General features: G+C 67.9%; 10 protein-coding genes. 6 read left to right on the top strand and 4 right to left on the bottom strand.

Going from position 1 to position 13,778, the window contains the following annotated elements:
- Positions 1-547 precede the first annotated feature (547 nt).
- Genes PHP91_RS15040 through PHP91_RS15055 form a run of 4 tightly spaced genes read right to left on the bottom strand, consistent with a single transcriptional unit; the run spans position 548 to position 5,325 of the window.
- Positions 548-1,531, bottom strand: a complete 984-nt coding sequence (locus PHP91_RS15040; RefSeq protein ID WP_300142485.1) for an ABC transporter permease — start codon at positions 1,529-1,531, stop codon at positions 548-550.
- A complete protein-coding gene (locus PHP91_RS15045) occupies positions 1,532-2,572 on the bottom strand; it encodes an ABC transporter permease (RefSeq protein WP_300142488.1) in 1,041 nt (346 codons plus the stop codon). It abuts the gene before it with no gap.
- Positions 2,569-4,071 (bottom strand): ATP-binding cassette domain-containing protein, encoded by a 1,503-nt coding sequence (locus PHP91_RS15050; RefSeq protein ID WP_300142491.1) that lies wholly within the window; start codon positions 4,069-4,071, stop codon positions 2,569-2,571. The genes PHP91_RS15045 and PHP91_RS15050 overlap by 4 nt, the downstream gene beginning before the upstream one ends.
- A complete protein-coding gene (locus PHP91_RS15055) occupies positions 4,072-5,325 on the bottom strand; it encodes a BMP family ABC transporter substrate-binding protein (protein ID WP_300142494.1) in 1,254 nt (417 codons plus the stop codon).
- A 423-nt stretch (positions 5,326-5,748) separates the two neighbouring features.
- Here PHP91_RS15055 and greA point away from each other — a divergent pair, with 423 nt between their 5' ends.
- The 6 genes from greA to PHP91_RS15085 all read left to right on the top strand — a co-directional run bounded on the left by greA (position 5,749) and on the right by PHP91_RS15085 (position 13,761).
- On the top strand, positions 5,749-6,243 hold the full coding sequence (greA, locus tag PHP91_RS15060; protein WP_300142497.1) for a transcription elongation factor GreA: 495 nt from the start codon (positions 5,749-5,751) through the stop codon (positions 6,241-6,243).
- 108 nt (positions 6,244-6,351) lie between these two features.
- Positions 6,352-7,095 (top strand): hypothetical protein, encoded by a 744-nt coding sequence (locus PHP91_RS15065; RefSeq protein ID WP_300142500.1) that lies wholly within the window; start codon positions 6,352-6,354, stop codon positions 7,093-7,095.
- On the top strand, positions 7,092-7,739 hold the full coding sequence (locus PHP91_RS15070; protein WP_300142503.1) for an RluA family pseudouridine synthase: 648 nt from the start codon (positions 7,092-7,094) through the stop codon (positions 7,737-7,739). The genes PHP91_RS15065 and PHP91_RS15070 overlap by 4 nt, the downstream gene beginning before the upstream one ends.
- Positions 7,740-8,153: 414 nt before the next feature.
- Positions 8,154-10,337 (top strand): glutamine synthetase III, encoded by a 2,184-nt coding sequence (locus PHP91_RS15075; RefSeq protein ID WP_300142506.1) that lies wholly within the window; start codon positions 8,154-8,156, stop codon positions 10,335-10,337.
- 126 nt (positions 10,338-10,463) lie between these two features.
- Positions 10,464-12,194 carry a 5'-nucleotidase C-terminal domain-containing protein gene (locus PHP91_RS15080; RefSeq protein ID WP_300142509.1) on the top strand — a complete coding sequence of 577 codons (1,731 nt, stop codon included), beginning with the start codon at positions 10,464-10,466 and terminating at the stop codon, positions 12,192-12,194.
- Between the two features lie 79 nt (positions 12,195-12,273).
- Complete coding sequence (locus PHP91_RS15085) at positions 12,274-13,761, top strand: protein adenylyltransferase SelO (RefSeq protein WP_300142511.1); 1,488 nt, start codon at positions 12,274-12,276, stop codon at positions 13,759-13,761.
- Positions 13,762-13,778 lie beyond the last annotated feature (17 nt).

Consider the following 13,778-nt stretch of genomic DNA (forward strand, 5'->3'; position numbering starts at 1 on the left):
AAGAAGCTGATCCAAACGGCCTCCACTCCCGCAGCCAAGTCGCAAAAAATAAAAAGCTCCAGGGCTGCGAAAAACCGCTCCGGCCGTTTGGTCAGCTTCTAAGCCGCCTGGCCGAAGGGCTGCACTGCAGGCACTTGCAGGAATGCCGCTGCGTCAAGCAGGAGCCTGCACATTCGCAACGGAAGGAGCTGAAGAGAATCGTCCGGGGGCGGAGTTCCTTCCAGTAAATCCGTACAAGACCGGCCCTGTGTACCGGCGATTGGCAGCCGACCAAGCGGGTAAGGCGGCTCTATGTGGCCGCCGGGACGGTTGGGTGCAGTCTACGAATATTCGCGGCGGAACGGGGTGAAGCTTTTCCGAGAGATGGGGCCGTCCCGCTTGGATCGGCTGCTTGGCGACGCAACGCCGAAAGCGGCCGATATGCATGCAAGGGCCTTTTGCATCTTTTTTTGGTCCAGCAAAAAAAGAAGCGCCGCCCGCGAAGGGCATTCAAGAAACTGGGAGGGGGAAGCGAACGCTTTTCCCTCACCCGCCGATGGCGGAAAGTCTACAGCCCCTTTTTCGGATCGAAGTCCTGGCCCAAGGCGGCCGGGGCTTCAATGGACCAGCTCCCGGAGAGCTTGCCCAGCACCGGATGCCGCCGGACCAAATCCTGCACCCATCCGACGCGCCCCAGATTCACGGCGAGCAACGTCAGAATCATCATGGGGAACGGGGCCACCTGGAAGACCGGGGCCGGAATGGAGGGAAAGACCTCTTGCAGGTAGATTCCCGAGACCTGGAGCCCGGCGAAGAAAAATGCCCCGAGCGCCGCCCGCACCGGGTGCCACCCGCCAAAAATGACGATGGCCAGGGCGATCCAGCCCGCGCCCTCGCACCCCTGCGGACGCCCCCAGCCGGGCTTGACGGCCAGGGAATAGGCCGCGCCCGCCATGCCCACCAGCGCGCCGCCCGCCAGGCAGTACGCGAAGCGGGTCAGCCGGACGCGGATGCCGCGCCCGAAGGCCGCGCGCGGGGACTCGCCCACGGCCCGGAGCCGCATGCCGCCCTCGGTGCGGTACATCCACCACCAGCAGAAGAGGATGGCCGCCAGGCCGAGGTATATCACGGGCGAGGCGTTGGCGAAGATGGGGCCGAGAAAGGGCGCGCCTTGCAGGCCGGGGATGGACCACAGCCCGAGATCAGGGCCGGGCTGGCGGGAAAAGGAGTGGCCCAGGAAGTAGGCCAGGTCGCGGCAGAGCAGGGTCAGGATGAAGCCGATGGCGAGCTGGGACTGGCCCAGGTAGATGCCGATGAGCCCAAGCGTGCCCGCCACGGCCGCGCCCACGGCAGCGCCGCCGATGACGCCGAGCCACGGGCTGCCCGTGGTCGAGGCCACGGCGAAGGCGGCCATGGCCGAGAGCAGGATGGCCCCGTCCAGGGAAAGATTGATGATGCCCGCCTTCTCGGTCAGGGTCTCGCCCAGGGTGGCCAGCACCAGGGGCGCGCCCGCCATGAGCACGGCGGCGATCGTCAGGGCGAAGGTTTCCATCTAGGCGGCCTCCCCGCGTTTGGCCAGCCAGAGCCGGACGCCCTGGACGATGAACACCGAGAGGACCATGACGCCCTGGATGACGCCCGAGAGCGAGGAGTCGAGCCCGAGCTGGAGCGGGAGCTGGATGGAGCCCACGTTGAGCACGGCGAAGAACAGGCAGATGAACGGCGCCAGCCCGAGGCGGTAGGAGGCCATCATGCCCACCAGCAGGCCGGTGTAGCCGTAGCTGCTGGAGATGGACGGGAGCAGACGGTGGTAGACGGCCAGGACCTGCGTGGCCCCGGCCAGCCCGGCCATGGCCCCGCAGAGCAGGAAGGCCTGGAGCAGCCTACGGCGCGGCCCGAGGGCGAAGAGGGTGGCGGCCTTGGGGTTTTCGCCCACGGCGCGCAGCTTGAGCCCCCAGCCGGTGCGGTGGAGCAGCACGGCCGCCAGGACGATGGCCGCCAGGGCCAGCCCCAGACCGGCCCAGGTCACGGAAAGCGAGCCGACCTTGGCCAGCCACAGGGAGACGTCCAGGGGCTCGGTGCCGGACATGGAGGCGATGCCGGGCCGCTTCCACGGGCCGAAGATGAGCCAGAGGATGACGCCCAGAGCCACGAAGTTGAGCCCAAGGCCGGAAAAGATCTCGTGCACGCGGCCGAAGACGCGCAGCAGGCCGGAGAGCAGGGCCCAGAGCGCCCCGCCCAGGGCGGCCGCCGCCAGGGCCAGGATGATCTGGCCCGCGCCGCCGCCGTCAAAGGGGCGCAGGGCGGCCGTGCAGAAGATGGCCCCCATGATGACCTGGCCCTCCACGCCGATGTTCCAGAGCCGGGCGGTGAAGGGGATGAGCAGGCCCACGGAGCAGAGGGTGAGCGGCACCCAGACCGACAGGGCCTGGCCGAACTTGGACAGGGAGCCGAGCCCGCCCTGGAACAGGACGAAGATGGTGGTCAGCGGCGGCGCGCCCGAGGGAAGGGTGACCAGCACGGTCAGGAACAGGGCCAGCCCCACGGCCGCCGCGAACCAGCCGATCTGCCGGAGCAGGGACTCGCGGTTCATCGCGCGCCTCCTTCGGCCGCGGCCTTGGCGCGGTTGCCGAACACTTCGGCGGCGGGCTTGCCCGCCATGAGCGCGCCCACGGTCTCCATGGTGGCGCGCTCGCGGTCCACCACGGCGGCCAGGCCGCGGTCGTAGAAGACCGCCACCCGGTGGCTGTGCTCCAGCACCTCCTCCAGGTCGGGCGAGAAATAGATCAAGGTCGCGCCGTTCGCGCACCGCTCCTTGAGGTGGTTCCATACCTGGCGGGACGAGCCCGCGTCCAGGCCGCGCGTGGGGTGCTCCATGAGCAGGAGCGCGGCGTCGTCCGGGATGAGCGAGAGCAGGAGGCGCTGCTGGTTGCCGCCGGAAAGCTCGCTGGCGTGCGTGTCGGGATGGGCGCGCAGGTTGAAGCGTTCCACGCACTGTTCGTCGTAGAATTTTTGCCGGTCCTCTTTGCGGTCCGGAAAGGCCAAGGTGATGTGCTCCATGAGGTTCAGGGCCGGGAAGAGGGCCAGTTGCAGCCGGTCGGCCGGGACGAACTGCACCCCGGCCCGGCGCAGGATCTTGAAGTCGTTGGACCCGTACTCGCGGCCGTTCAGGACGAGCTTGCCGCCGGGCATGCGGTCCAGCCCGCACAGCCCGCGCAGGAAGAGCTCCTGGCCCGAGCCGTCCAGACCGGCCAGGCCGATGCACTCGCCGGGTCGGGCGGTGAAATTCAGGGGGCCCATGGAATACTTGGGCCCGGCGAAGAGGACGTCGCGCATGTCCAGGCGGGGCGCGGCCGTTTCGTCCACCTCGGGCATGGGGGCGACCTCGCCGCGCGCGGCCTCGCCGAACATGCGGCTGACCAGCTCGTGCTCGTCGTAGGGCGGGGTCAGGGTGCAGACCAGCCTGCCCTGGCGCATGACGAAGATGGCGTCGGCCATCTCCAGGGCCTCGGAGAGCTTGTGGGTGACCAGGACCACGGTGTGGTTCTCCTCGCGGGCCAGGGTCATGAGCAGGTTGAAGAGGTCCTGCTTCTGTTCCGGGGTGATGCCCGTGGTGGGCTCGTCCAGGATGAGCGTGGTGGCCCCGAGGTCGAGGAGGCGCAGCAGCTCCAGGAGCTGGCGCTCGCCCACGGTCAGGGACGAGACCGGCTCGTCGGGCAGGAAGCAGGCGTCCAGGCGGAAGGAGAGCTCGCCCAGGATGTCCACCACCTGCCGCTTGGTTCGGCGGGGCGCGCCGAGCTGGAAGTTCTCCCAGACCGGCATGGCCGGGAAGTCCAGCGGGTCCTGGTAGAGCATGCCCACGCCGTGCCTGCGCGCCAGGGCCGGGGTGAGGTGGGAGAGCCGCTCGCCGTTCACCTCGATGGAGCCGGACGTGGGCCGGGTGTGGCCCGCCAGCACGCGCATGAGCGTGGACTTGCCTGCGCCGTTCTCGCCGACCAGGGCATAGATGCGGCCGGGTTCGAGGGTCAGGCTTATGCCGTCGTTGGCCCGAACCCGGCCGTATTGTTTATGTATGTCGCTTAAGACGATCATCTATTTGGGGCTGGAGAGTCCTTCCATGCCCTGAAGCAACTGCTCCAGATACCAGATCTGCTTGTCCGTGGCGGTTTCGCCCGCCTTCAGGAAGACGGAGCCGTCCTGGTAGTTGAGGGGGCCGGTGAAAAGGTTCAGTTCGCCGGAGCCCAGCTTGGCGACGAATTCGTCCAGGGCCTTCTTGTTGTCGGCGGAGAGTCCCTCGCCGGGCATGAAGCCCACGGGCGACTTGTCGTGGTCGTTGATGTCGGCCCAGTAGGGGGCTTCCCAGTCGAAGACGGCCTTGTAGGTCCCGGCCTTCACCTGCTCGGCGATCTTCAGGAACATCGGGCCCCAGTTGAAGTAGGGCACGCCCACGCAGACGGAACCCTGGCCCTCGCAGGCCTTCTCGTAGTCGTAGGGCAGGGCCCAGACGGTCTTGCCCGCGTCGCGGCGCTGCTGGGCCACGGTGACCACCTCGGGGGTGTCGATGCCGGAGAGGACCACGTCGCAGCCGCCGTCATACAGGGAGCCGGCCATCTGGGTCGGGTCGGCGGTCACGCCGGGGATGTTGAACCAGAAGCCGATCCACTTGACGTTGAAGGAGAGGTCCTTCAAGTCCTTGCCGCGCACCTGGGTCCAGGCGTAGCGCGCGCCCAGGTAGGCGGAGACGATGAGGCGGCGGGTCTCCGCATTGATGAGCGGGCCGACCACGCCGATCTTGCCGGTCTGGGTGGTCATGCCCGCGGAGAAACCGGCCATCATCTTGGGGAAGGTCATCCGGCCGAAGACGTTGCCCAGGTTCTTGGGACCCTTGCCGGTCAGGGCGGCGTCGCCCGAGGCATGGACGAAGACGGTGTCCGGGTGCTGCCCGGCGGCCTCGATGATGCCGTCGGTCATGTCGTCGCTGCCCGCGACGATGAAGTCGGCGCCCTTGGCCAGCAGGTCGTCCACGACCTGGGGAATGGTCAGGCCGGGCCGGTCGGCCGGGTTGACCTTGTCGAGGTAGATGAGTTTCGCGCCCATCTTCTCTTCCAGGTATTTGCCGCCCTCGTACTGGGCCTGGCTGTATCCCTTGTCGTTGTACGGGCCGACCAGGATCAGGCCCATGGTCAGGGGCTTGGCGTCCTGTTTGGCCTCGGGGGCCGGAGCCGGAGCCTCGGTTTTGGCCGGAGCCTTGTCCTCGGCCTTCTTCTCGGGTTCGGAAGCGCAGCCCAGGGCGAAGAGCAGGGCCATGCACAGGGCCAGCGCCGCCATCATGCGAACTATCTTCATCCTCATCCTCCGGTGTTGCCGCGCCCGCGTCTTGCGGGGCGGCGGTTTGCTTGTGCGGCCGATACCGGGCCGCCTGCGGTGGGCTCGGGCAAGCCCGAATCCCGAAAACCCAGGTATTGAACCAGATGCGCCGGTCGTGTCAACCGTTCGCGGCCACTTCCGTGCGCGCGTTTCTTCTCCCGCCGGCCTCCGGGCCGGCCCGCGCCGAACCGGCTTTCCTTACCACGGGGCGCGATTTTCCTCCACTGTAAAACGTCCCGCCGGGCCGCTCCGGGAACCGTTCCCGGCCGACTTGACCCGCCGCGCGGGATGTACTATCTAAGGGTCGTCAACACGATGTGACACCGTTGCAGGGGCGCGGTCCCCAACCTGGAACCGCGCCATCTGCTCTTTTTTTATTCTGTTTCATGTGCGAGGTAGACAATGGAACGCATACCCATTTCCAAACAGGGATTCGACAGGCTCAAGAAGGAACTTGAGGAGCTCAAGGCGCAGCGTCCGGTCATCATCCAGGCCATCAAGGAAGCGCGCGAAGAGGGCGACCTCTCCGAAAACGCCGGGTACGACGCGGCTCGCGAACGCCAGGGAATGCTGGAGGCGCGCATCACCTACATCAACTCCCGTATGCCGCTCTACGACGTGCTCGACCTGGACGTCCTGGGCGGCGAAAGGGCCATCTTCGGCGCCACCGTCGAGGTGGAGGACATCGAGACCGAGGAGGTCCGGCGGTTCACCCTGCTGGGCCCGGACGACGCCAACCACAAGAAGGGCTCCATCTCCGTGCTCTCCCCCATGGGCCGTGCCGTGCTCGGCAAGGAAGAGGGCGATGAAGTCGTCGTGGACGCTCCGCGCGGCAAGATCGAATACGAGATCGTCTCCGTGGAGTTTCTGGGCTCCACCGGCGTCGTGTTCGATTGATTTCTCTTGTACTGACCTATTGATATTGTATACACTGGCCTCGCCGCCCCTCGGGGCTGCGGGGCCTTTATGCTGCTGGAATATATAGAAATTAAAGACAAATTCGATGTGCGGACATCCTGCGAGGCGCATTGCCGGGCGTGCGGGAAGAAGCACGTCCTGGCCCTTGGGCATTCCCTGCCCGAGGCGCGCCGCCTCATCAAGACCCTGCTGGCCGCCGGGCGCGTGGATTATGACGTTCCCGAGGACAGGGCCGATCCCCGGCTCTCCACCGACCCCCTGTTCGGGGAGGGGCGCGGCCAGATGTTCGGCGTCCTGGTCTGCCGCGACCGGCGGGGGCGCACCGGCGTGCTCAAGGCCTTTTCCGGCCAGATGAACGGAGTCTGGATGGTGGATGGCTGGGTGCCGCCCCTGGTGGACGTCCGGCTGATGGCCGAGATGTGCGCCGGGCCCGAGCGGATGATAAAGCGCCTCGGGGCGCGCATCGCCGTCCTGCCCGCGGGCGACCCGGAGCGGGCCCGGCAAGTCGAGCTCCGGCGCAAGCTCTCCCGCGCGCTGATGAAGGACATCCACGCCCTGTACCGCCTGCCCAACTTTCGGCGGGAGCTCAAGCCCATGATCGAAATTGTCAATTCCAAGGGGGGCCTTCCCGCCGGGACGGGGGACTGCTGCGCGCCCAAGCTCCTGGGCTACGCCGCCCGGGTCGGCCTGACCCCGCTGGGGCTGGCCGAGTTCTACCTCGGGCGCGAGAACAAGTCGGGCACCCGGCGCAACGGCGCGGTCTATCCCGCCTGCAAGAGCAAGTGCGGCCGCATCCTGGGGTACATGCTCTGCGGCCTGGAGGAAGCGTGAACCCGGCCGGGGACGACCTGACGATCCTGTATGCCGACGACGACCTGGTGGTGGTGGACAAGCCGTCCGGGCTGCTCTCCGTGCCCGGCAAGGGCGAGGAGAACCAGGACTGCGTGGTCGCCCGCGTCCGCGCCCGGTTCCCGAAATGCATGGAGCAGCCTTCGGTCCACCGGCTGGACCAGGACACCTCGGGCCTGCTCCTCCTGGCCCTGACCGCCTCGGCCCACCGCAACCTTTCCAAACAGTTCATGGACCGGCTGGTCGGCAAGCGCTACGTGGCCCTGCTCGACGGTGTGCTGGAGGCTGCGGGCGGGGTGGTGGACCTGCGCTTCCGCCTGGACCCGGACGACCGGCCGCGCCAGGTCTACGACCCGGAGCGCGGCAAGCGCGGCGTGACCCGCTGGCGTCGGCTCGGCGTCGAGGATGGCCGGACCCGCGTGGAGTTCATGCCCCAGACCGGGCGCACCCACCAGCTTCGGCTGCACTCGGCCCACGAGAAGGGGCTCGGCTGCCCCATCGTGGGCGACCGGCTCTACGGATCTGGCACCGGGCCGGGCCAGCTCCTGCTCCACGCCTCCCTGCTCCGGTTCCGCCATCCCGTCACGGGCCGCCCCATGGAATTCGCCTCCAAGCCGCCGTTCTGACCGGACGACCCGGTCGGCGGGGGGGAGATCGCCTCTGCGCGAATATGCCGATTTTGTACAATCGCCATTGGCCCGATTCCGGGGCCTGTTCAGGGCCTGCCTGGGTTTCCTTGGGGGTGCCGCCGGATGTTTCTCAATATTGTCATTGTTTTATGATGTAAATTCGGCAGGTTGCAAAAATAGCCAAAAAATTTTGCAAAAATGGAACGCCAAAGGGGGACAAAACGGGAGGCAAACTACATTTTCGTATGATTTTTGGGCCTCCGTAAAATGGCTGACTTTTTATTATGTCGAAATCATTAGCTTTTTTATATTTGGCATAGAGCTTGGTACAGGGGCCTGGACAACAAGGGCCAGGCTGCCCACAGTCCGGGTTGAGCCGGAAAATCCATTTTGCCTGCAAGGAGAATTTCAATGAGCGGATACCAGACCCGTCAGACCGCCATAGCCGCGGTGACCAATTACGAGCCGAAAGTAAAACCCCTGAATTTCGCCGAGACCTCCCCCACGGAGATTTTCGGTTCCAACGTCTTCAACGACAAGGTCATGCGGGACATGCTGCCCAGGGAGATCTACAAGTCTCTGATGAAGACCAAGAAGGCCGGGGAGAAGCTGGACCCGGCCATCGCCGGTCCCGTGGCGGCGGCCATGAAGGAGTGGGCCATTTCCAAGGGCGCCACTCATTACACCCACGTCTTCTATCCCCTGACCGGCCTCACCGCCGAGAAACACGACAGCTTCCTGAACCCCGACGGCGAGGGCGGGGCCCTGGCCGAGCTGGAGGGCAAGCTGCTCATCCAGGGCGAGCCCGACGCCTCCTCCTTCCCGTCCGGCGGCCTGCGCGCCACCTTCGAAGCCCGCGGCTACACCGCCTGGGACGTGACCAACCCGGCCTACATCCTGGAGAACCCCAACGGCACCTTCCTGTGCATCCCCACCGCCTTCGTCTCCTGGAAGGGCCACGCCCTTGACCGCAAGACCCCGCTGCTGCGCGCCAACCAGGCCCTGAACAAGGCCGGCCGCCGCTTCCTGAAACTCTTCGGCACCGACGACGGCTCCATGGTCGTCTCCAACGCCGGCCCCGAGCAGGAATACTTCCTGGTCGACCGCAACTTTTACTTCGCCCGTCCCGACCTGATGGTCTGCGGGCGCACCCTGTTCGGCGCCAAGCCCGCCAAGGGCCAGGAGCTGGACGACCACTACTTCGGCGTCATCCCCCGCCGCGTGCTGGCCTTCATGATGGAAGTCGAGCGCGAGCTGTACAAGCTGGGCGTGCCGGTCAAGACCCGCCACAACGAGGTCGCCCCCGGCCAGTTCGAGATCGCCCCGGTCTACGAGCAGTCCAACCTGGCCACCGACCACAACCAGATGGTCATGACCACCCTGCGCACCGTGGCCAAGCGCTACGGAATGGCCTGCCTGCTGCACGAAAAGCCGTTCGCGGGCATCAACGGTTCCGGCAAGCACCTGAACTACTCCATCTCCACCTGCTCCCAGGGCTCCCTGTATTCCCCGGGCGACACCCCGCACGAGAACATGCAGTTCCTGGCCGTCACCGCCGCCACCATCCGCGCGGTCGAGAAATACGGCAAGCTGCTGCGCGCCGCCGTGGCCAGCGCGGGCAACGACCATCGCCTGGGCGCCAACGAGGCCCCGCCGGCCATCATCTCCATCTTCCTCGGCGAAGAGCTGGCCGAAATCTTCAACCAGATCGAACTGGGCGACCTCAAGGGCTGCAAGGCCAAGGGCTGCCTGGAGCTGGGCGTCGACACCCTGCCCGCCCTGCCCATGGATTCCGGCGACCGCAACCGCACCTCGCCCTTCGCCTTCACCGGCAACCGCTTCGAGTTCCGCGCCGTGGGCTCCAACCAGTCCATCGCGGGCGCACAGGTTGTCCTGAACACCATCCTGTCCGAGTCCCTGGACTTCGTCACCGACGAGATCGAGAAGATCACCAAGGGCGATCCCAAGAAGCTGAACGCCGCCTGCCAGAAGGTCATCCAGGGCATCATGAAGAAGCACGGCCACGTCATCTTCAACGGTGACGGCTACGCCGAAGCCTGGCAGCAGGAAGCCGCCAAGCGCGGTCTGCCGAACCTGAAGTCCGCCCCGGACGCCCTGCCCGCCCTGACCGACAAGGACGTCACCGACGTCTACGCCAAGTACGGCGTCCTTTCCAAGGACGAGTTGCACTCCCGTCAGGAGATCGCCTACGAGCAGTACAACCAGCTCATCCTCACCGAGTCCCTGGTGGTGGTGAAGATCGCCAAGACGATCATCCTGCCCGCCGCGGTCCGGTACCAGGGCGAGCTGGCCGGCGTGGCCGCCAACCTGAAGGCCGCCGGCGTCGCCGGCGTCACCCCGGGACTCAAGGAGGTCTCCGCCCTGGTCGCCAAGATGGAAAAGGCCATCGCCGCCCTGGAGAAGATCATGGCCAAGTCCGACTTCAAGTCCGTGGCCGCCGAGTCCGAGTACAAGCACAGCAAGGTGCTGCCCGCCATGCTGGCCGTCCGCGAAGTGGCCGACACCATGGAAACCCTGGTCGCCGACGACCTGTGGCCTCTGCCGACCTACCAGGAGATGCTCTTCATCAAGTAGCTCCCGGTTCGCACCGAGACATCGAGAGGCCCGCGCAAGCGGGCCTCTTTTTTCGCCCGCCGCCCGATTCCGCCCCGGTCCTCTTTTTGCTATCCTGGCCGCGAACCCGATTCCCCGGAGCGCGCCGTGAAAAAAATCGTCCCCGCCTTCCCCATTCTGCTCGTCCTGCTGCTGGGCCTCGCCGCTGCGGCCCCGGCCTTCGATCTGACCATACTGCACGTCAACGACACCCATTCGTACCTGGAGGCCACGCCCGAGACCCTGTCCCTGGACGGGGCGCGGACCGGCGTTCTGCTCGGCGGCTGGGCGCGGTTGGCCACGGCCGTGGACCGAGTCCGGGCCGGGGGCGGCAACGTGGCCCTGCTTCATGCGGGCGACGCGGTTCAGGGCGGCCTTTATTTCCTGCGATACGGCGGCGAGCCCGAGATGCGGCTGCTGGACCGGCTCGGCTTCGACGCCATGACCCTCGGCAACCACGAGTTCGACCGGGGGACCGCCTTCCTGGCCGGGATGCTGCGCCAAACAAAGGTCCCGGTGGTGGACGCCAACGTGGGCGCGCCGGGCGCGCCCGCCCTGGCGGAGCGCCTCCGGCCCTACGTGGTCCTGGACTACGCCGGGGAGAGGGTGGGCGTGGTCGGCCTGACCACGGCGGACACCCGCTTCACCTCCAGCCCCGGTCCCGGCGTCACTTTTGCCGACGAAGCGGCCTCGGCCCGCGCCGCCGTTGCCGGGCTGACGGCCATGGGCGTGAACAAAATCATCCTCCTGACCCATGTGGGCCTTGCGCGCGACGAACAGCTCGCCGCCGAGGTGCCGGGCGTGGACGTCATCGTGGGCGGGCATTCCCACACCCTGCTGGGCGACGGGGCCAAACTTGGCGCGCTGGGGCTGAATCCCGCCGCTCCTTATCCGGTCAAGGTCAAGGGGCCGGACGGCGGCGACGTGCCGGTGGTCACGGCCTGGAAATGGGCGCGCGTGCTCGGCCGGTTGGACGTGACCTTTGACGACAAGGGGCGGGTGACGGCCTGCGCGGCGCGGCCGCTTCTGCTGGCGGCCGACGAGTTTCAGCGCAAGGACGCGGCCGGGAACAGGGTCCCGCTGGCCGGGGACGTCCTGGCCGGGGCCGAGCGGGCCGTGCGGGCCTCGGGCGTGGCGGACGTGGTCCCGGAGCAGGCGGCCACCCTGGCCTTTCTCGCGCCCTATGACCGGGGCGTCGAGGCCATGCGCCGGGACGTCGTCGGCCGGGCCGCGGCGGACCTGCCGCACATCCGGGTGCCGGGCGTGACCCCGGCCGGGCTCGACCTGCCCCACGGCAGCCTGCTCGCGCCCCTGGTGGCCCGGTCCATGCTCGCGCGCCTGGCCCGCACCGGCGAACCGGCGGACCTGGCCCTGCTCAACACGGGCGGCGTGCGCGAGTCCATCCTCCGGGGCGACATCTCCGTGGGCACGGCCTACACGGTCCTGCCGTTCAACAACACCATCTTCCTGCTCGCCATGCCCGGCCGGACCCTCCGCGCCGCCCTGGAATACGGCGTGACGCGCGGCAACGGGGCCTTCCCCGCCGTGGCGGGCGCGCGCTACACGGCGGACATGACCCGGCCCGAGGGCCAGCGCATCACCCGCGTCGAGGTCCTGCGCGACGGCGCGTGGCAGCCCCTGGAGCCGGATCAAACCTACCGGGTGGCGACCAACGCCTACCTGGCGGGCGGCGGCGACGGCTACGCCATGCTCAAGGATGTCCCGGACCGCTACGACACCGGCTTTGTGGACGCCCAGGCCTTCATCGACTTGGTCAGGGCCGAGTCGCCCCTCGCGCCGCCCACGGACACGGGCGTGACCTACATCCCCGCGAAGTAGGCGGCCGGTCCGGCATTGCCTTCCCGGCCCCAGGCCTTATCTCCCTTGGAGGAGGCCCGGCCCGCCGGGAAAAAACGCCATGACCGCCATTCCGTTCGACAACAGCTATGCCCGCCTGCCGGAGCAGTTTCACGAGCGCATCCAGCCCGCGCCGGTGCGCGCGCCGGAGCTGATCCGGTTCAACCGCCCGCTGGCCGCCCGCCTGGGCCTCGACCTGCCGGACGACGGCCCGGCCCTGGCCCGGCTCTTCTCCGGCAACGAGCCCATCGAGGGAGCGCAGCCCCTGGCCCAGGCCTATGCGGGCCACCAGTTCGGGTATTTCGTGCCGCAGCTCGGCGACGGCCGGGCCGCGCTTCTGGGCGAGGTGGTGGCCCCGGACGGGAAGCGGTTCGACATCCAGCTCAAGGGATCGGGCCGGACCCGGTTCTCGCGCGGGGGCGATGGCCGCTCGCCCCTGGGCGCGGTCATTCGCGAATACGTGGTCAGCGAGGCCATGCACGGACTGGGCGTCCCCAGCTCGCGCGCCCTGGCCATGGTCGCCACGGGCGAAACCGTGCGGCGCGAGCGCGACCTGCCCGGCGGGGTGCTGACTCGTGTGGCGTCCAGCCACATCCGCGTCGGGACCTTCGAATATTTCGCGGCCAGGGGCGACGCGGCGTCCCAGCGGCTCCTGGCCGACCACGTCATCGACCGCCACTATCCCGGCTGCCGGGCGGCGTCCGATCCCTACGCCGAGCTGTTCCGGCGCGTCATCCTGGCCGTGGCCGACCTGACGGCGCGCTGGATGGGCGTGGGCTTCATCCACGGGGTGATGAACACGGACAACACCTCGGTGGCCAGGGAGACCCTCGACTTCGGCCCCTGCGCCTTTCTGGACGGGTACGACCCCTCGGCCGTGTTCAGCTCCATCGACGGTCAGGGCCGCTACGCCTTCGACAACCAGCCCGCCGTGGCCCAGTGGAACCTGTCCAGCCTGGGCGGCTGCCTGGCCCCGCTCCTGGCGGGCGGGCCGGACGGTGATTCAAATGACACTGGAGAGGCGGGCCGCGAGGCGGCCGAGGCGATCCTGGCCGAGTTCCCGGACGCCTTCGCCCGGCGCTTCCAAGCGGTCATGGCCCGCAAGATCGGCATCGAGGACGGGGACGCGGCGGACTTCGCCGTGGTTCGGGAGTTGCTGCGGCTGATGCGCGGCTCCGGCGCGGATTTCACCGTGGCCTTTCGCGAGCTGGCCCGCTGGCGGGAGGGCGGGGTCCCATTCGCCGCGCTCGTTGGCGACGGCCCGGCCGCGAGCGGCTGGATCGAGACCTGGCGCGCCCGGCTCGCGGCGCGGAACGTTTCGCCGGAGCGGGCGGCGGCGACCATGCTCGCGGCCAATCCTGCGCGCATCCCGCGCAATCATCAGGTGGAGCGGGCCATCCGCGCGGCCGAGGACGCGGGCGACTTTGCGCCCGCCAACCGGCTGGCCGAGGCCCTGGCCGATCCCTATGTCGACCGCCCGGAATTCATCGAATACGAGGCTCCGCCCGAGCCGCACGAAATGGTCCGCCAGACCTTCTGCGGCACCTAGCCGTTTCCGTTGGCCAA

It is taken from the genome of Pseudodesulfovibrio sp., assembly GCF_028692895.1.
Lineage (GTDB): Bacteria > Desulfobacterota > Desulfovibrionia > Desulfovibrionales > Desulfovibrionaceae > Pseudodesulfovibrio.